General features: G+C 70.0%; 18 protein-coding genes. 10 read left to right on the forward strand and 8 right to left on the reverse strand.

From position 1 onward, the window contains the following. Positions 1-72: 72 nt before the first annotated feature. The 6 genes from ACXIZN_RS21120 (at position 73) to ACXIZN_RS21145 (ending at position 5,375) form a co-directional block, all read left to right on the forward strand. The gene (locus ACXIZN_RS21120) at positions 73-882 is read left to right on the forward strand and encodes a lysophospholipid acyltransferase family protein (protein WP_185927424.1); all 810 of its coding nucleotides are present in this window, start codon (positions 73-75) and stop codon (positions 880-882) included. Positions 883-929: 47 nt separating this feature from the next. Beyond that, positions 930-1,544: an NAD(P)H:quinone oxidoreductase gene (gene wrbA / locus ACXIZN_RS21125; RefSeq protein ID WP_457956409.1), complete on the forward strand. Its 615-nt coding sequence runs from the start codon at positions 930-932 to the stop codon at positions 1,542-1,544. Positions 1,545-1,614: 70 nt separating this feature from the next. Beyond that, positions 1,615-1,905 (forward strand): hypothetical protein, encoded by a 291-nt coding sequence (locus ACXIZN_RS21130; RefSeq protein WP_457956411.1) that lies wholly within the window; start codon positions 1,615-1,617, stop codon positions 1,903-1,905. Then, positions 1,905-3,437, forward strand: coding sequence for an alpha/beta hydrolase (locus tag ACXIZN_RS21135; RefSeq protein WP_457956413.1), 1,533 nt, complete (start codon positions 1,905-1,907; stop codon positions 3,435-3,437). The genes ACXIZN_RS21130 and ACXIZN_RS21135 overlap by 1 nt, the downstream gene beginning before the upstream one ends. Positions 3,438-3,508: 71 nt before the next feature. Beyond that, positions 3,509-4,057: a hypothetical protein gene (locus ACXIZN_RS21140; protein ID WP_457956415.1), complete on the forward strand. Its 549-nt coding sequence runs from the start codon at positions 3,509-3,511 to the stop codon at positions 4,055-4,057. A 346-nt stretch (positions 4,058-4,403) separates the two neighbouring features. Then, on the forward strand, positions 4,404-5,375 hold the full coding sequence (locus ACXIZN_RS21145; protein WP_457956417.1) for an EamA family transporter: 972 nt from the start codon (positions 4,404-4,406) through the stop codon (positions 5,373-5,375). Here the strand turns inward: ACXIZN_RS21145 and ACXIZN_RS21150 are convergent. Further along, the gene (locus ACXIZN_RS21150) at positions 5,352-5,939 is read right to left on the reverse strand and encodes a DUF305 domain-containing protein (RefSeq protein WP_457956418.1); all 588 of its coding nucleotides are present in this window, start codon (positions 5,937-5,939) and stop codon (positions 5,352-5,354) included. The genes ACXIZN_RS21145 and ACXIZN_RS21150 overlap by 24 nt on opposite strands. Positions 5,940-6,092: 153 nt before the next feature. Here ACXIZN_RS21150 and ACXIZN_RS21155 point away from each other — a divergent pair, with 153 nt between their 5' ends. Continuing rightward, complete coding sequence (locus ACXIZN_RS21155) at positions 6,093-7,502, forward strand: amino acid permease (protein WP_457956420.1); 1,410 nt, start codon at positions 6,093-6,095, stop codon at positions 7,500-7,502. On the opposite strand, the gene ACXIZN_RS21160 is transcribed toward ACXIZN_RS21155, so the two are convergent. The 6 genes from ACXIZN_RS21160 to thyX form a co-directional block, all read right to left on the reverse strand. After that, positions 7,432-8,991: a VWA domain-containing protein gene (locus ACXIZN_RS21160; protein ID WP_457956422.1), complete on the reverse strand. Its 1,560-nt coding sequence runs from the start codon at positions 8,989-8,991 to the stop codon at positions 7,432-7,434. The two genes, ACXIZN_RS21155 and ACXIZN_RS21160, sit on opposite strands and share 71 nt — an antisense overlap. 524 nt (positions 8,992-9,515) lie before the next feature. Further along, a complete protein-coding gene (locus tag ACXIZN_RS21165) occupies positions 9,516-11,213 on the reverse strand; it encodes a ribonuclease J (RefSeq protein ID WP_185927423.1) in 1,698 nt (565 codons plus the stop codon). After that, entirely contained in the window at positions 11,210-12,223 is a 1,014-nt protein-coding gene (dapA, locus tag ACXIZN_RS21170) for a 4-hydroxy-tetrahydrodipicolinate synthase (protein ID WP_457956424.1), read from the reverse strand. The genes ACXIZN_RS21165 and dapA overlap by 4 nt, the downstream gene beginning before the upstream one ends. Positions 12,224-12,334: 111 nt before the next feature. Next, positions 12,335-13,843: a serine/threonine-protein kinase gene (locus ACXIZN_RS21175; RefSeq protein WP_457956426.1), complete on the reverse strand. Its 1,509-nt coding sequence runs from the start codon at positions 13,841-13,843 to the stop codon at positions 12,335-12,337. Between the two features lie 82 nt (positions 13,844-13,925). After that, a complete protein-coding gene (locus tag ACXIZN_RS21180; protein WP_034312164.1) occupies positions 13,926-14,318 on the reverse strand; it encodes an ACT domain-containing protein in 393 nt (130 codons plus the stop codon). Continuing rightward, entirely contained in the window at positions 14,318-15,070 is a 753-nt protein-coding gene (gene thyX, locus ACXIZN_RS21185; RefSeq protein ID WP_034312167.1) for an FAD-dependent thymidylate synthase, read from the reverse strand. Before thyX ends, ACXIZN_RS21180 begins: the two co-directional genes overlap by 1 nt. A gap of 133 nt (positions 15,071-15,203) precedes the next feature. Here thyX and ACXIZN_RS21190 point away from each other — a divergent pair, with 133 nt between their 5' ends. Further along, positions 15,204-15,728, forward strand: a complete 525-nt coding sequence (locus tag ACXIZN_RS21190) for a toxin-antitoxin system HicB family antitoxin (protein WP_457956428.1) — start codon at positions 15,204-15,206, stop codon at positions 15,726-15,728. A 10-nt stretch (positions 15,729-15,738) separates the two neighbouring features. Further along, positions 15,739-16,647: a DUF4097 family beta strand repeat-containing protein gene (locus tag ACXIZN_RS21195; RefSeq protein ID WP_457956429.1), complete on the forward strand. Its 909-nt coding sequence runs from the start codon at positions 15,739-15,741 to the stop codon at positions 16,645-16,647. A 238-nt stretch (positions 16,648-16,885) separates the two neighbouring features. On the opposite strand, the gene ACXIZN_RS21200 is transcribed toward ACXIZN_RS21195, so the two are convergent. Then, positions 16,886-18,106 (reverse strand): winged helix-turn-helix domain-containing protein, encoded by a 1,221-nt coding sequence (locus ACXIZN_RS21200; protein ID WP_457956430.1) that lies wholly within the window; start codon positions 18,104-18,106, stop codon positions 16,886-16,888. A gap of 59 nt (positions 18,107-18,165) precedes the next feature. On the opposite strand from ACXIZN_RS21200, the gene ACXIZN_RS21205 reads away from it, so the two are divergent. Further along, positions 18,166-18,726 carry a GNAT family N-acetyltransferase gene (locus ACXIZN_RS21205; RefSeq protein WP_257488113.1) on the forward strand — a complete coding sequence of 187 codons (561 nt, stop codon included), beginning with the start codon at positions 18,166-18,168 and terminating at the stop codon, positions 18,724-18,726. The last annotated feature ends 30 nt before the right edge of the window (positions 18,727-18,756 follow it).

Genomic DNA, 18,756 nt, shown 5'->3' on the forward strand with positions numbered 1-18,756 from the left:
CGGAACATTCGTCTCAGGTCACAGCTTGAGCGGCCATCCGGGTGAAAAGCGGGCCATGACATGCTCTGCCCCATGTTCGCGCTGCATCAGGATGAGAATTCGGCTCGCCGCGCCCCGGCCATCTGGCGCACGATGCTGAACATCGACCGGGGGCTGGTCAACTTCGTCGGCAAACTCACCGTGACCGGCGGTGTCCCGGCCGAACTGCGCCGCAGGCCCTTGCTCATGACGGCCAACCACATCGGCGTCTTCGACGCGTTCGTCCTGATGGCCGCCTGCAAGCGGATCGGCATCAATCCGCGGTTCATGCTGGCGGGCGGCATCCTCGACGCGCCGGTCATCGGCCCCGCGCTGCGGCTCAGCGGTCACCTGCGGGTCGACCGCAAACAGGCGTCGACGGCCATCGGCCAGTTCGCCGAAGCCACCGAAGCCCTGCGGACCACCCGCGACCCGCTGATCGTCTACCCCGAGGGCCGGATCAGCCACGACCCCGGTCTGTGGCCGGAACGCGGCAAGACCGGCGCGGCGCGGCTCGCGCTGGCCGCCGGGGTGCCGGTGATCCCGATCAGCCAGTGGGGCGCGCACGAAGCCGTGTACTGGGGCACGGAGACCGTCAACGGCCCGGCCGATCTGGTGCCGCTCGCGAAGTCCGGGCTGAGCGCGCCCATGCGGCGGCCGCGGTTCAAGGTGCACTTCGGCGATCCGGTGGATCTGTCGGAGGTCGAGCCGGAGCGGCCGGGCGCCGGAGTCCGCGCGCACGCCAAGATCATGCAGGCGATCACCGACGGTCTCGTCCCGCTGCGCCGCGACGAACTGGACAAGCCGCGTTTCCACGACCCGACGCGGCCGACGGACACCGTCAGCCCCTGGAAGAAGTACTGAGTCCGGATCCTGAGACGGGTGCTCACGCTCGCCTAAGGTCGGCGGACGTGAGCACCCGCATCCTCGTCGTCTACTACAGCGCGACCGGCAACACCGCGAAACTCGCGTCGGCGCTGGCCGACGGCGCCCGCGAGGCCGAGGCCGAAGTCCGCGTCCGCACGGTTCCCGAAACCGCCCCGCCCGGTGCGGTGGCGAGCAATCCGCGCTGGCAGGCGTGGGTGGACGCGGGGCCGCACCACCAGACGGCGACGCTGGAGGACCTGGAGTGGGCCAACGGGTTCGCGGCCGGGAGCCCGACCCGCTTCGGCGGTCCCGCCGCCCAACTGAAGTCCTTTTTGGACAGTACCGGCGGCCTGTGGGCCAAGGGAAAGCTGGTGAACAAGGTCGCGACGTCGTTCACCACCGCCTCCACCGCGCACGGCGGCCTCGAAGCGACCGTGCTGGCGACGAACAACATCTTCTACCACTGGGGCGCCATCGTCCTGCCGCTCGGCTACACCGATCCGCGGCTGCTCGAATCGGGCAATCCGTACGGCGGTTCGTTCGTCTCGCGTAAGTCCGCCGAACCCGACGATCTCGCCCTGGACGCCCTCCGTCTCCAAGGGCGGCGCCTCGCCACCGTTTCGGGTTACATCGCCGACGGTCTTTTCAAGGACGGGTGAAGGGAACCGCGCGTCCGGCTCCCGCGTCATAGTGTGGTCACACAGCGTCACGCTACGGGGAGGAAGCGGGATGACCGGCGGGTACGAGGTGGCCTTGGAGGCGATCGGCGCGGCGTCGAGCGCGGCGAAACGGGCGTCGGACGACATCGGGAAGGTGAACCTCGCGGCCACGCTTTCCGGCGTCGCGGTGGGTCTGCCGGGTGGCGTGTCCGGTGAAGCGGCCCGCCTGCTCGCGGATTCCTGGGGCCGCGCGGTGCCGGGCTGGGCCGAGAACACCGCGGACTACTCCGCACGGCTCGACGCGGCGGCCGCGCGTTACCGCTCGAACGAACTGGCGGCGTCGCGGGAACTTCCCGTCTGATGCTCACCTGGGGAGACGTGCGCCGGTGGGATCCGGCCGCGATCGGCCGCGTCGCCGACGCGCTCAACGACGGCTGCACCAAGATCATCGCCGCGAACGACGACGTCGAAGACATGGCCCACTTCCCGGGCTGGACCGGCGACGCGGCCACCGCCGCGGCGACGCGGGGCGCGTCGCTGACCTCCACCTTGGAACGGCTCGTCGCCGAGGCTTCCGCGGTCCGGCGAGGCGCTCACGAAGTGCAGATCGCACTGGACCGGATCGTCGCGTTCGTACGGGAGACCGACGAACTGGCCCACCGGAACGGCCTGACCATCGGCGCCGGTGGCGACATTTCGGTCGGCGTTCCACAGCCGGACCAGGCACGCGTGCTGGCGGAACTGGCCGACAGGATCGAACAGGGCCTGCGCCGCGCGGCCGACGTCGACGCCGATTTCGCCGAGATCCTGCGGCGGGCCCTGCGTGGCGAGATCACCGAACAGGGTGGCGGCACGCTCGCCCAAGCGGCCGACGCCGGAGCCGCGCAGAGCGGGCTTTCGATCATCGGCCCGCCGGAGAACGGCACCCCCGGCGACAACAAGGCTTGGTGGGCGAGCCTGTCGGACACGGCGAAAGTCGCTCTGCTGCAAGGAAATCCGGGACTCGTCGGCAATCTCGACGGGATCCCGGCGGCCGACCGCGACGCCGCCAACCGCGCCGTCCTCGCCCGCGAGATCGCGCGGCTCCAAGGCGATCCGAAACTCAAGGGCCTGGAAGCCATCCAACAGCGACTGGACCGGTCGGACCCCCAGGCGTTCCTGCTGGCTCTGGACACCAGTGGCGACGGGAAGGCGATCGTGTCCGCGGGAAATTCCGACACCGCGGCGAACGTGGCGACGTACGTGCCGGGGACCGGTTCGGAGTTGTCGAAAATCGGCGGCGACCTCAACCGGTCCGACAAGATGTGGGCCGCGGCGACCACCTCGGGCTCCCCCTCGACGGCGGTGATCACCTGGCTCGGCTACGACGCGCCGGACGAACTCACCGACGCCGCGAGCGACAAGTACGCCGAAGGTGGGAAGGCGGCCCTCGACCAGTTCCAAGACGGGCTACGGGAAACGCACCAAGGACCGCCGTCGCACAACACGGTGCTGGGGCACAGTTACGGCACCACTGTCGTCGGGCACGCGGCCGCTGACGGCGGACTCGCCGCGGACGAACTCGTCTTCGTGGCGAGCCCCGGCGTCGGCGCGCACGACGTGAGCGAACTGCGTCTCGACGGGGTGAATCAGGACGAGATCGGCAAGCACGTGCACGCGACGGTCGCCGAACACGACATGATCAACCTGGCCAACGTCGAGATCGCGGGGTACGACCCGATCCTCGGCCAGGACCCGACCGACGCGGACTTCGGCGGGCAGGTGTTCACGTCGGCGCCGGGCACGGACGGGTGGGGCGGGTTCAGCACGGAGGCGCACAGCGAATACTGGGAAGACAACAACCCGCCGCTGAACAATCTCGGCCAGATCATCGCCGGGAAACCGACGACGTGAACCGGACACGCACATTCATCCTCGCCTCGCTGATGTTCTCGGCGGCCTGTTCCCCTGGAGGTGGGGACGACATGGAATCGACGATCACCGAACAGCAGGCTCGCGACAAGGTCGAGCAGTACATCCAAGGCGCGTTGTCGGCGTTGCCCACCGGCGCCGAATTGAAGCCGTTCACGCGGAACCGTTCGGAATGCACGGACCCGACCGACAACGGTCCGCTGGGCCGCTTCGAGATCTCAGCGACCTACGAGATCGTCGGCCTGGACTCCGAGCGGTTCGCCGAACATTTCACCGCGATCACTCGGTGGTGGGAAGCGAACGCGTTCAAGATCCTGACCGACGCCCGGCCGACGGACCAGTATGTCTTCGCACGCAACACCGGCGATGCATTCGACATGTCGATCAAGGCGAACGACCTCGGCAAGTTCTACGTCGGCGCGACCTCCCCCTGTGTCTGGCCGAACGGCACACCCGAACCCCAGGCACTCGAAGCCGCCGAACCCGAGCAGCCGGTCGCCGCTCCCCCGGAACCGGAACCGGTCCGCAAACCGCGTCGCGCCCCCGTCGACGACGAAGACTTCGCCCAGACCGACTGGACCGACGGCGGCACCTCCTTCTGACTTCGCTCGCGGTGGCGGCGTGTCGCGAAAGCCACTTTCGCGACCTCTGATGTCCCGAAAGTGGCTTTCGCGACGCGCGCACAAGGCCCGAGAGAACACGGGCCAGGGCTCAGGCCGGCGGCGTGAAACCGGGCGGCATGACCATCGGCCGCCCGGTGTTCAAACCGCCGTCGACGAGNTTCGCGACCTCTGATGTCCCGAAAGTGGCTTTCGCGACGTCGGTGACCGTGGGCGGCAAGGCGATTCCGGCGGTCCGGTGCCGGATGTGGTGGGGGCCGGACTCCGGGAAGCCCAGCCGCTGGGAAAACGGGTCGACCCGCCGCCACCCGGCCTCTACCCTCCGGCCGTGACCGCCGAACTCGCCGCCGCTCCCAGCCAGCACGTCGCGCATCGCGGCCGGGGCATCACCCTGATCCTGCTCGCCGCGGTCTTCTTCGGAACCTCGGGTGTGCTGGGCAAACCGGCGATGCAGGCCGGGTTGTCGCCGGAGCAGGTCGCGGCGATCCGCATCGGGCTGTCGGCGATCGTGCTGCTCGCGCTCGTCGCCGTCTTCCGGCCGAAGCTCCTCAAAGTCACGAAGAAGGAGTGGCCGCTGCTGCTCGCGTACGGCTCCCTCGGTGTCGCGGGCGTCCAGCTCATGTACTTCCTGGCGGCGGGCCGGATCCCGGTCGGGATCGCGATCCTGCTCGAGTTCACCTCTCCGGTGCTGATCGCGCTGTGGGTGCGGTTCGTGCGCCGGGTGCGGTTGCCGAGGGTGATGTGGGCGGGGATCGCGCTGGCGATGACCGGGCTGATGCTGGTCGCGCAGGTCTGGGAGGGGCTCAGCCTGGACGTCCTCGGGTTGCTGGCCGGGCTGGGCGCGGCCGTCTGTTCGGCGGGCTACTTCCTCCTGGGCGAACGTGGCGTCGCGGACCGCGACCCGCTCGGCATGGTCACCTGGGGCATGACGATCGGCGCGGTCCTGGTGGGCGCGGTCGCTCCGCCGTGGACGATCCCGTGGGGCGTCCTCGACACCCCGGCGACGTTCGGGCCGTGGGAGCCGCCGGTGTGGTCGTTGCTGATCGCGCTGGTGCTGATCGCGACCGTCCTCGCCTACGCGACGGGGATGGCGGCGCTGCGCCATCTTCCGGCGCCGGTGGCGAGCGTCGTCGGGCTGGTGGAACCGTTGATCGCGGCCACCGCGGCCTGGCTGCTGCTGGGCGAGGCCCTCAGCTGGATCCAAGCCGCCGGCGCGGTGGTGCTGCTGACCGGCGCGTACATCGTCCAGCTGAATTCGAACGTGGTCCAGACGGACTCAACCCTGCTGGAAGCCCCGTAGTTCGCTGATCTCCTGCTGCTGCGAACGCGAGGTCGTCGCGGCGAGATCGCGGGCGTCGGGGTTGCGGCCGTGCTGGGTTTCGGCGTCGGCGATGCGGACGCCCGCTTCGCGCTGGCGCAGCAGCCGCGCGGCGAACTGGCGGTCGAAGTCCTTTCCGGACAGTCCGGCCAGTGCCGCCATGTCACCCGGGCTGATGTACCCGTCGCGCTGGATGTGCTCGAGGTTCGGGTCGTCCGGCGCGGGCTGGCCCCACGCCTCGATGAGTTTGGACAGCCGCGCGATCTCCGGTTCGTGCGTGTCGATGACCCGCTTCGCGAGCGCCTTCAGCTGCTCGTTCGACGCGCGGGTTTCCGCCAGGGAAGCCAGATCCATGCCCTGCTGGTGGTGCGCCAGCGCCTGCCGTGCGAACGCGACGTCGGCGTCGTTGAACGGGACGGCGGCCTGCTGCGCCACCGGTGATGACGCCGGAGGCGCCGTCTGCGACTGGGGTGCCTCGTCCGAGCAGCCCGCGAGCGCGGCGGCCAGGGCGACGGCGGGCAGGAACCGGAGGACGGCGTGCGGCATCGAAGAGCTCCTCGGAACGCGCGGTGGAGGTGCCTAGGTTGGCAGAGTCCACATCGGCCTGTTCACCTGGGGTTGCGCAAACACTTTTCCTCCCGGCCTCGCGGTGCGACAATCCCGCGATCCGCCGTCACTCCGACAGGAGGTAACCGCGACATGGGTGCAGAATCCGGTTCCGAACGGGCGGGTCTGCGCCCGGACCTGCGGCAACGCCACGTCCGGATGATCGCCCTCGGCGGCATCATCGGCGCGAGCCTGTTCATCGGCAGCGGCGCGGTCATCCACACCGTCGGCCCGGCGGCCGTCCTCTCCTACGCCATCGGCGGCCTGATCGTCGTGCTGGTGATGCGGATGCTCGGCGAGATGGCGACGGCCGCGCCGTCGCAGGGTTCCTTCATGGAATACGCGCGGACCTCGCTCGGCGGCTGGGCGGGCTTCACGGTCGGCTGGCTGTACTGGTACTTCTGGGTCGGTGTGGTCGCGTTCGAGGCCGTCGCCGGGGCGAAGATCCTGCAGACGTGGATTCCCGTTGTGCCGCAATGGATCTTCTCGCTCGTGCTGATGCTGCTGCTGACCGCGGCCAACCTCGCCTCGGCCCGCTCGTTCGGGGAGACGGAGTTCTGGCTCGCGTCGGTCAAGATCGCCACGATCGTGGTGTTCCTCGTGGTGGGCGTCCTGTTCGTGCTCGGGGCCTGGCCCGGTGGATCGTTCTCGGTCGGCAACATCGCGCAGGACGGTTTCCTGGCCAACGGCCCGTTCTCGGTGGTGCACGGCGTGGTGATCGTGATCTTCTCCTACTTCGGCGCGGAGATCGTCACCATCGCCGCCGCCGAATCGCGGGAGCCCGAAACGGCCGTGCGCAAGGCGACCTCGTCGATCGTCTGGCGGGTCATCGTGTTCTACGTCGGCTCAGTGACGCTGCTGGTGATGATCACCGGCTGGCGCGACATCCCGACCACGACGAGCCCGTTCGCCGCCGCGTTCGGCCGGTTCGGCATCCCCGCCGCCGAGACGGTGGTCAGCGCGGTGGTGCTGACGGCCGTGCTGTCGGTGCTGAATTCGGGCCTGTACACCGCTTCCCGCATGCTGTTCGCGTTGCGCGGCAACGGCTGGGCGCCGAAATGGATCGCGGACACGAACCGGCGCGGCGTGCCCTGGAAGGCGATCCTGGCGTCCACGTCGGTCGGCTACGTGGCCGTGGTGATGAACTTCGTGTCCCCGGACAAGATCTTCTACTTCATCATCAACTCCGCCGGGGCGGTCGCGTTGTTCGTCTACGCGATCATCGCCGGCTCACAGCTCCGGATGCGGCGCCGCCTGGAGGCCGAGGCACCGGAACGGCTGAAACTGCGCATGTGGGGCTACCCCTGGCTGAGCTGGCTCACCCTCGCCGGGACGCTGGCCGTGGTCGCGTCGATGCTGTTCGTGGACGGGGACACGCGGGCCCAGCTGTACCTGAGCCTCCTCAGCCTGGCGGTGATCCTCGGCGTCTACTTCATCCAGCGCCGGCGATCCGGCCCAGAGCACCGTAGAACACCTCTCCGATCTTCGCGGGATCACGGCTGAGGAAGGCCTGGCCGCCGGCGGGTGCGACGAGCTGACGGAGTTCGGTCTCGTCGGCCTCCGGCCCGATCCCGATGGCGATCAACGGCACCGGGCGGTCCCGGTCGCTCAGCTTTCCCAGTTCCGCCACCAGGTTCGCGCGGCTGATGCCACCGGGATCGGTGTCGCGGCCGTCGGTCATCACGATGACGAGATTCAGCTTCCCCCGCTCCCATTCCTCGTGCGCCAGCCGGTAGATGTCGAGGACGCTGTCGTACAGCCCGGTCTGCCCGTCCGGCACCGCGCGGACCGCGCGCAACCGGTCGACGGCGGCCAGCTGCTGACGGATCGGCGCCATCGGCAGGATCTCCCGGTAGTCCCGTTCACCGTCCACTTTGGTCGCGAAGGCCAGAAAACGGACCTGTGACGTGGATCTGAACAAATGCAAGGCGTTCTCCGCCGCCTCCAGCGTGATCCGCAGCCGGGACTTGCCCGTCCCGGGGACCGGCGCGCTCATCGAACCGGACACGTCGATCAGCACCTGGACCCGGGCGCTCGCGTTCACCGCGGCCCATTGGCTGAGCGCCTTGGCGACCTCCGCGGCGTCCGGGATTTCGGCGCTGCGCTGTCCTTGTGCCTCGACGCGTTGATCGGTTTCGGTGAGCCGCAACGCCTGCCCGCCGGCGGCGCGCAGCTCCGACCTCGGGCCGGTCGCGGCACCGCGGAGCAGCGCGCGTTTCAGTTCCGCGACGGCCTTGCCCTGCTGCGCGGTCGCCCCCTCGACCTCGACGAACGGGTAGTCGAGCGCGGGAGCGGCGGACGAGTACACGGCCACCGACGCGGTCTCGCCTTCGAGAAGCCCGGAATTGTGCCGCAGCACCGCGTTCTCGGCCGCGGGGAACACCGTCGCGCCGGATGTGGTGGGCGAGAATTTCCGGAGCGAAGCCACGTACGCGGCGGCCGGATCCGAGGCGTCCTTCGTGAGCTCGCGCAGTGCCACCAGCGCGGAAACGCCGGCGGGTTCGTGTCCCGGATCCGGCATCCCGGCGACGATTCCAGCGTGGCCGAGTACCTCCGGCCAGGACAGCGGCTTAAGAGGCCAGCCGAGCTCCCGCGCGACCGGCTCCGCGACCGCGAGTACCACCGGCGAACTGGCGATCGACGGCCCGGAGAGGGGAACGCCGCCGGTCTTTCTCAGGAACAACGTCGAGGACGGGATCCAGGCCTGCGGCCGGGGCGCCGTCCCGGACAGCTCGGCCGCGACCTGGTGCGATTCCCTGGCCTGGACGTCGAAGGCGACGCAGGCGAGATCGAGAGCGCGGGCGGTTTCGGTGACCGCGGGGGCGATGTCGGGCGACGCCGCGACGACCACGCGCACGGGCTCGCAGCCGGGTTCGGACCTCGCCATCGCCACGGCGACCCAGGTGGCCGCGCCGAGCACGGCCGCCAGCGCGATCGCCAGCAGAGGGAGCAATATCCGTCTTCGGGTCCGGGCGGTGGCGTGGCGTCCCATGAACTCTCCCGGTCTCCCGGCATGGGGCTCGAGGAGCGTCCGAGGGTACGCCGGCCCCACCCCTAGGGGAAGGCCACGACTTTCGGCGGAGGAAGACCCCACCGAGGCGGGAGGTGCCCCGACGCGGGTCGCGGAACACTTGCCCGGTAAGGAAAGCACTCGAAACCGGGGGAATTCGTGATGAACCGGCCCACTCGCGCCGAACAGCGCAAAGCCCGCAACGCCCTCTTCGGTCAGGCCCTCACGGTCGCCTTCGCGCTGCTGGTCGCGGCCGCCACTCGCGCGTGAAGGCCTCCAGTCGAGCGTGGGGATGTCGTGAAGGGCCCCTTTGAGACGTTGAAGGTCTCAAAGGGGCCCTTCACGACATAAGAGCTCGCGAGTGCGGACTAGACGGGGATGACCGTCGGCACGATCATCGGACGCCGCCGGTAGGTGTCGGCGACCCAGCGGCCGACGACGNGCCCCTTTGAGACGTTGAAGGTCTCAAAGGGGCCCTTCACGACATAAGAGCTCGCGAGTGCGGACTAGACGGGGATGACCGTCGGCACGATCATCGGACGCCGCCGGTAGGTGTCGGCGACCCAGCGGCCGACGACGCGGCGCACGGCCTGCGCGATGCGGTGCGTGTCGGTGATGCCCTCGGCCTCGGTCCTGGCGAGTTCCATCTCCACCATCGGGAGCACGGCGTCGAGCGCCTTCGGGTCGTCGGAGAACCCACGCCCGGACACCGTCGGGCGAGTCACCGCGCGGCCGGTGCTGGTGTCGACGGCGACCGTGATGGCGATGAAACCGCCTTCGCCGAGCACGAGCCTGTCCGACAACGTCGACTCGCCGACGTCGCCGACCGAGAGGCCGTCGACGTACACGTGTCCGACCTCGACCCGGCCGGTCCGCGTGGCCTTGCCGTCGACGAGGTCGACCACGACGCCGTCCTCGGCGATGACCACGTTCTCCGGCGCGACACCGGTGCGCACGGCCAGCTCGCCGTTGGCGCGCAGGTGCTTCCACTCGCCGTGCACCGGCATGACGTTGCTGGGGCGCACCGCGTTGTACAGGTACAGCAGCTCGCCCGCCGACGCGTGCCCGGACACGTGCACCTTGGCGTTGCCCTGGTGCACGACGTTCGCGCCGAGCCGCGTGAGGCCGTTGACGACGCCGAAGACCGCGGTCTCGTTGCCGGGGATCATCGAGCTGGCCAGTACGACGGTGTCGCCGGCGCGGATCGAGATCTGCCGGTGCTCGCCGCGCGCCATCCGCGACAGGGCCGACAGCGGCTCGCCCTGCGAACCGGTCGACACGAACAGCACCTTGCTCTCGGGCAGGTCGCCCGCCTGGTCGAGGTTGACCAGCAGGCCGTCGGGCACGTTCAGCAGCCCGAGGTCGGCGGCGATCCCCATGTTCCGGACCATCGAGCGGCCGACGAAGGCGACCCGGCGGCCGTGCCGGACGGCGGCGTCGAGCACCTGCTGGACGCGGTGCACGTGGCTGGCGAAGCAGGCGACGATGACGCGCTGGCCGACCTTGCGGACGACGTCGTCGAGCACCGGGCCGATGTCGCGTTCCGGCATGACGAACCCGGGCACCTCGGCGTTGGTCGAGTCGACGCAGAACAGGTCCACGCCCTCGTCGCCGAGCCGGGAGAACCCGGCGAGGTCGGTCAGCCTGCCGTCGAGCGGGAGCTGGTCGAGCTTGATGTCGCCGGTGTGCAGCACGACACCCGCGGGTGTGCGAATGGCCACCGCGAGCGCGTCCGGGATCGAGTGGTTGACCGCGAAGAACTCCAGGTCGAACTCGCCGACCTTCCGTCGCTCGCCCTCGCGGACCTCGATCAGGTTCGGCCGCTGCCGGTGCTCCTTGGCCTTGGCCGCGAGCAGCGCGTTCGTGAACCGGGAGCCGTAGATCTTCAGGTCCGGGACCAGCCGCAGCAGGAACGGGACGGCGCCGATGTGGTCCTCGTGCCCGTGGGTGAGGACGAGGCCGTCGATGTCCTCGAGGCGGTCTTCGATCGCGCGGAAGTCGGGCAGGATCAGGTCGACGCCGGGCTGGTCGTCTTCGGGGAAGAGCACCCCGCAGTCGACGATCAGCAGACGGCCGCCGAACTCGAAGACGGTCATGTTGCGGCCGACTTCGCCGATCCCGCCGAGCGCGACCACGCGCAAGGCGCCTTCGGGCAGCGCGGGCGGTGGGGTGGTCGGTCCGGGTCCGGTTGGCAATGAACTCACCGAGGCATGGTCCCTACGCTGGTATGTGAGGTCGGCGCCGTGTAGGCCGCCGCTGAATCTGCTTGTGCCACTCGTGCACCATGCCAGTCACTGGCGGCGCTTTCCCCGAGCGGCACGCCCCCCTGGGCGAGATCCGCGGAAATCGCCTGGAGCTGCTCGTCGCTCGCGGCCACGATGGGCAGCCGCGGGTCACCGATGTCGAATCCGCGCAGCCGCAGGGCCGCCTTCGAGAACGCGACGCCGCCGACCCGGGACATCGCCCGCAGGACCGGCAGCATGCCGCGGTGGTTGGTGCGCGCGGTGGAGGTGTCACCGGACTCGTAGGCGTCCATCATGCCGCGGATACGGCCCGCCACGACGTGGCCGATCACGCTGACCACGCCGGTGCCGCCGACGGAGACCCACGGGAGGTTGAGCCCGTCGTCACCGGAGTAGTAGGCGAGCTGGGTGTTCGCGATGACCTCGGAGCCGGCGATCAGGTCGCCCTTGGCGTCCTTGACCGCGAGGATGCGCGGGTGCTCGGCGAGCCGCAGCAGCGTGTCGACCTCGATGGGGACGATCGAGCGCGGCGGGATGTCGTAGAGCATCACCGGCAGCTCGGTGGCGTCGGCGACCGTGGTGAAGTGCGCGTAGAGCCCGGCCTGGCTGGGCCGCGAGTAGTACGGGGTGACGACGAGGATGCCGTGGGCGCCGGCGGCTTCGGCCTGCTTCGCCTGCTCGATGCTGTGCGCGGTGTTGTTCGTGCCGGCTCCGGCGACGATCGTCGCGCGGTCACCGACGGCCTCGACGACGGCCCGGACCAGCTCGGCCTTCTCGGCGTCGGTCGTGGTGGGGCTCTCCCCGGTCGTGCCGTTCACGACGAGACCGTCGTTGCCCAGTTCCACGAGATGTTCGGCCAGCTCCTGCGCCCGCTTCAGGTCCAGCGCGCCGTCGGCGTCGAAGGGGGTGGCCATCGCGGTGAGCACGCGCCCGAACGGTCTTCCCGGCGCTGCGGTGGGTGGAGTGGACATGCTGTGAAGGTACCTCCTGCCAGCGCCGAACCCCTTGCCGACGTGGTCGTTCCCGCCGAATGCGGGAGATTTTCCGCGACGAAGGCGAACTCGGCGCAAACTCTCTGTGAGCTATTTGACCTTGGTCGTGATCTGCGCGGGGATCTGGCTCCCGTCGGTCTTGGCGAGCAGGCAGTAGTAGCCGCGTGAATAGCTCGGGTCGTCCTCGTTGGGCGGCCGGTTCCATTCGGCTTCGGTCGGCACGACGGCCCGCCAGGTCAGCGAGGCCCGCTGCGCTCCGGGCACGACGTTCGAGTTGAAGGTCGCCGAACACAGCGACTCGGCGATCCGGTTGACCGCGTCCGCGCCGGGATACACCGCGACCTGGGCGTCGTCGTCCGAATAGGACTGGACGTCGAGCAGGCTCCCCTTGGCGAAGACCTCCAGCAGGTGGTCCTTGCCGCAGCTGATGCCGTCGTTCAGGTTGACGCCCTCTTTGAGCGGCACGTTGTAGCAGTCACCGGAGGAACCGAGCTTGATCTGCCCGTTGATGCCGTAGGTCAGGGTGGGCTGGGCCTGGTTGCTCCCCTCCGGCGCGGCCATCCAGCGGCCGAGGAAGATCCCGCCGACCAGCGCGCCGATCACGGCGACCGCGGCCAGGCTCAGCCACAGCGGACGCAGGTTGCGCTTCGCCGGGGCCGGGGCCGGGGCGAGCCGGGTCATCGGCTGACCGTGCTGCGGCATCATCGCCGTGCCCCCCGAAGGCGGCGTCGGCTGGGCCTGCACGCCCTGCGCGGCCGCGAGCAGGCTGCGCACCTGGTCGTACGACATCCGCGCCTCGGGTTTGGTGACCAGCAGGCCGAGGATCGCGGCGGCCAGCGGGCCCTGGACCCTGGTCAGGTACGGGGCCTCGGTCATGATCGCGTGCAGCGTCGCGGCGGTGGTCGACCGTTCGAACGCGACGATGCCCTCCGCGGCGAAGAACAGCGTCGTGCCCAGCGACCAGAGGTCGGATTCGGGCATCGCGTCGCGGCCCTCGACCCGTTCCGGCGCCATGAACGCGGGCGAGCCGACGATCATGCCGCTGGTGGTCAGGCGCGGGTCATCGGCGGCGTGCGCGATACCGAAGTCGGTGAGCTTCACCCGGCCGTCCGGCGCGACCATGATGTTCGCGGGTTTGACGTCGCGGTGCACGATCCCGGCGGCGTGCGCGGCACGCAGCGCGGACAGCACCCGCTCCCCCACCAGCGCGACCTGCTGGGCGGGCAAGGGGCCGTGGTCGCGCACCAGGTCGGCCAGGGTCGGCGCCTCGACCAGCTCCATCACGATGTAGGTCGCGCCGTTCTCGGTGACGACGTCGTACACCGTCACGACGGCCGGGTCGTTGAGGCGGCCGCCCGAGCGGACCTCGCGCAGCATCCGCTCCGACAGCACCGAGGCGTCCTCGGGCGCGTTGGGGAACTTGAGCTCCTTGATCGCGACCTGACGGCCGATCACCTGGTCCTGCGCGCGCCAGACGATGCCCATCCCGCCGCGGCCGAGCTCGCCCAGCAGGGCGTATCGGCCGGCGACGATCCGCGCGCCGGAGGCCTGCTGCGTCTGCTGGGGCGGCCCGTACGGACGGGTCTGTTCGTCGGTCAAGGTTCGGTGCTCCTTCGGTTCGCGCAGGATGCTAACTCGGACCCGTTCGCGCGCCGAAAGGTTCCTTCGCCTGGCTCGTGAATCAGACCGTGACCTCGTGCCCGGCTTCCCGGAGCGCCTTCACCGCGCGCTCCAGCTCCGGAGCCCGGACCAGGACGTGGTCGGTGTCGAACGTGGACATCGAGAACAGCGCCACCCCGGCGGCGGCCAGCTCGCTGGACAGCGCCGCGATGATGCCGGTCAGCGTGAAGGCCAGCGGCCCGCGCACCGACAGCAGCCGCCAGCCGTCCTCGACGGTGGCCCCGGCCGGTGCGAGACCGGCCGGGCAGATCACCGACAGCTCTTCCGGGGTGCGCGTGATCGAGATCAGCACGGGCTCGCCGGGGTCGAGCAGGTTCGCCGGAACCGGCGCATCCGGGGCGAGGCGGGCGACCGTGTACTCGCCGGGCCGGACGTCGATCGCGAGGCGTCGCATCAGCCCTCGAGGACCTTCGGGCTGGACGCGACCTCGGTGCCGTCGGGCAGCGCGGAGATGGTGAAGTCCGCGAACACGTTGCCCGAAGCCTTCTGCAGCTCGCGCAGGCACTCGATGGCCAGGGCGCGGATCTCGACGTCGGCGTGCTCGGTGGCGCGCATCGCGATGAAGTGCCGCCAGGCGCGGTAGTTGCCGGTGACCACGATGCGGGTCTCGGTCGCGTTCGGCAGCACGGCGCGGGCGGCCTGGCGGGCCTGCTTGCGACGCAGGGTCGCGCTCGGCACGTCGGCGAACTTCTCCTCCAGCCCGGCGAGCAGCTCGGTGTAGGCGTCGACGGCGGCCTGCGAGGCGGCGAGGAACTTCGCGTGCAGCTCCGGGTCCTGCGCGATGACGTCGGGCTCGACGAACGCGGCGTCGCGCTCCGGCACGTAGCGCTGCGAAAGCTGGGAGTAGGAGAAGTGACGGTGGCGGATCAGCTCGTGCGTCAGCGAACGGGAGATCCCGGTGATGTAGAAGCTGACGGAGCCGTGCTCCAGCACCGAAAGGTGGCCGACGTCGATGATGTGCTCGAGGTAGCCGGCGTTGGTGGCCGTCTTCGGGTTCGGCTTCTTCCAGGACTGGTAGCAGGCCCGGCCCGCGAATTCGGCCAGCGCCTCACCACCGTCGGCATCGGTCGACCACGGTACGTCCGACGGCGGGAAGAACTCCGTCTTCGCGATCAGTTGAACCTTGGGTGACACGGTCTCGGCCACGTTCGCACTCCTTTTCGACCCCTGCTCCACGACTCCGGGCAGCGTAACCGCAAGCGTCTTTGACGCCGGGGAGACATCACGGTGACGTCAGCTCTCCTTGACGTGACATCACAAGTGACGTCATAGTGGTGTCATGGATCTGACGCCGTACATCACAAGCCTTCGCGAGGACCTCGCGAACACGGCTTCGGCCGGCGACGAGCAGACGCGGCGCGCTGCCGCGCTGCTGTCGTCGGCGCTGGAGCCCGCCGCCCGCCTGACCATCATGAACGCCCTCGCCGACCTGGCCGCCGAAGTGACTTCCGCGCTGCCGGGGCACGTCGTCGACGTCCGGCTCGACGGCCGCGACGTGCGCGTCGTCGTCACCGGCGCGGGTGAGGGCGCCGAGCAGTCCGCGCCCCGCCAGGAGGCGCCGCGGGAGGCCCCGCGCGCGCCCAAGGTGGACACGGGCGACATCACCCGCATCACGCTGCGCCTGTTCGAGCAGGTGAAGGGCCAGGCCGAAGCCGCGGCCGCCTCGCAGGGCGTTTCGCTGAACACGTTCGTCTCGCAGGCCGTCCAGGGCGCGCTGGGCAAGAGCGGGAGCGAGCACTGGCAGCACAAACAGAAGCCGGGCGGCGGTGCGGGGTCGCACCTGCACGGCTGGGTCCAGGGCTGAGGGGACGGATATGACCGAGGAAAGCAATCCCGCCGGTGAAGAGACCGTGCGCGTCGAGGATTTCGAGGCCGAGGGCCCGATCGAGATCGACGTGAGCGTGGGCATCGGCCGGGTCACCATCGAACTGGACGGCGAGAGCGGCGTCCACGCCGAGGTCCGCCGCGACGGCGGCGAACAGCAGCCGTGGGTGGACGGGATGACGAGCCTGCTCAGCTGGGTCGGGGAACGTTTCGGCGACCAGCTCGGCGGGTCGCCGGTGGGGTCGGCGGGTGACGCCGTGGCGCAGACACGGATCGAGAAGGTCGGCAACCGGCTGGTCGTCCAGGCGCCGAAGGCCTGGCAGCTGAAGAACGTCCCGCTGGCCGTGACCGTCCGGGCGCCCGCCGGATCGCATCTGGAGGTGCGCGCCGGGGCGGCCGACGTCACGGTGACCGGCTCCGCCGGGCGGGCCGACCTCCTGACCGGCGCCGGCAAGATCGGCCTCGAACGGGCCGACGGTTCGGCGATCGTCCGCACCGGCACCGGTGACATCAAACTCGGGCCGACGCTGTCCGGTCTCCAGCTGCGCACCGGCAGCGGCTCCGTCGAGGCGGCCTCGGTGAGCGGATCGGCCACGCTCGCCACCGGCACGGGTGACGTCTGGCTCGGCGAGGTCGCGGGCGAGGTCCTGGCGCGCACCGGCAGCGGCTCCCTCTCGGTGGCGGACGCCGCCTCCGGGACGCTGGAGCTGACCACCGGATCGGGTGAAGTCCGCGTCGGAATCCGCGGCGGCGTGCAGGCGGAGATCGACCTTTCGTCGACGACCGGGTCGGTGTCGAGCGAACTGGAGGTCGCGGAGACCGCGCCCGCGGAGGTGTCGCTGAAGGTGCGGGCGCGCACCGGCACCGGCGACGCGGTGGTGACCAGCGCGGCCGGCTGAGGTCGCGGACCGCAGGGGATCGAGGGACCTTTGCTCTCACTTTTCCACGGGGGTGGGAGCGAAGGTCCCTCGCTCATTTCTTCATGCTGCCGGTGGCGTGTTGCGAAAGCCACTTTCGCAACCTTGGCGTGGGGTACGAGCGGCCGAGGCGTCCAGGTATCCAGCTAGTACATGAAGGCCCCCTTCCTTGCGTCTGACGCAAGGAAGGGGGCCTTCATGTATTTCGGTGGTCAAAGCCTCACTGCACGAGGCGTGAGAGCACCGGAGCGAGATCGCCCCGCTCCCCCACCACGACCCCGTCCAGCCCCTGCCAGTCCGCCATCAGCCGCAGCTCGCCTGCCAGCTCACTGGCGACCCGCGCGACATCCACGCCGGGCTCCGCGAAGGCGCCCTGAACGCGAAGCACCCCGGCGGCCCGATCGCATTTGAGGTCGACCCTGCCGACGAGTTCACCGTCGAGCAGGAACGGGAACACGTAGTACCCGTAGATCCGCTTCGGCTCCGGCACGTAGATCTCGATGCGGTAGAAGAAGTCGAAGATGCGCTCGGTGCGGGCGCGTTCCCAGATCAGCGGGTCGAACGGCGACAGCAGGGCCCGGCCGGTGACGCGGCGAGGCGCCTTCGCCGCGACGTGCCGGTACGCGGGGGCGGGCCAGCCGTCCACGGTCACCCGTTGCAGCACTCCCGCCTCGACCAGCTCGGCCACCGCCCGCTTGCTGACGTCGGGGCCGAGCCGGTAGTAGTCCCGCAGATCCGGTTCGGTGCCGATGCCCAGCGCGACGGCCGCGCGGGTGATCAGCTCGCGGGCGCCCTCCTCCGGGCTGACGGTCCGCGACAGGATCTCCGGCGGGACGACGCGTTCGGTCAGGTCGTACAGCCGCTCGAACGACCGCCGGGTGCCGGTGGTCAGCTGCCCCATGCCGAAGAGCCACTCACAGGCCTTCTTGACCTCCGACCGCTCCCACCACGAGCCGGGTTTCGTGCCGGTCCCCTTACCCTCCAGCGCACGCTCGATACCGCCCGCGCCGATCGGCCCGAGTTCCTTGACCACGGTCAGGATGTCGTCCACCAGCTGGGGCGTCTGCTCCAGCACCCGCGCGTAGTTCGTCCACCAGCCCATGCGTTTCGCCCCGGACCGGAGGAGCGGCCAGTCCGCGATCGGCAGCAGACTCGCCTCGTGGGCCCAGGTTTCGACCAGCAGCCGGGGTTTGCGCGCGGAATGGGACCAGGCCGCGTCGTCCACCAGCGCGGGCTCGTACGCACCGAGCCGGGAGAACAGCGGCATGTAGTGCGCGCGGACCGCGACGTTCACCGAATCCAGTTGCAGCAACTGGATTCGCGACAGCACGCGTTGCAGATGCCGCCTTGTCGCCGCTCCGCCCGGACGCGCCTCGGCGAACCCCTGTGCGGCCAGCGCGATCCGGCGCGCGACCGGCCCGCTGATGGTCGTAGTGCTCATCCTGCGCATGCTGCCATCCACCACCGACAGTTTCCGGCCGCACCGCTAATCTGCGCAGCATGGCCGCCGCCGAAGTCCGCCCAGCAGTCGTGTCCGATGCCCCCGAGATCGCCCGCATCCAGCGCGACACGTGGCGAAGCGCCTACACGGAGTTGCTCGGCGAAGCGGCCGTCGCCGGGCTCGACATCGACGAACTCGAAAAGACCTGGACCGAAACGATCGAGTACCCGGGCACGCGCGTCTTCCTCGCCACCGAAGGCGAGTTCACCGTGGGCTTCTGCGTCGCCGGCCGCGCTCCGGAGAGCGAGGTCGCCACCGCCGACGGCTCACTGCCCGACGACGCTTCGACGACGGCGCTCATCGCCTCGCTGCTGGTCGAGCCGCGCTGGGGTCGGCGCGGGCACGCGGGACGACTGCTGGCGAACGCGTCCGCCTGGCTGCGCGAGGACGGCGCCACGCGCGGGATCAGCTGGGTCGCCCAGACCGATCACGCGTCACTGGGTTTCTTCCGCCGCGCGGGCTGGTCGCCCGACGGGACCGTCCGCATCCTCGACACCGGAAGCACGAACGTGCGCGAAGTCCGGCTCACCGGCGGTCTCGACCTCGAGCTCGCTCCGTGACTTCGCGAACACGACCCAGCGCATCACCGA

The sequence above is a fragment of the Amycolatopsis sp. TRM77291 genome, assembly GCF_054166285.1.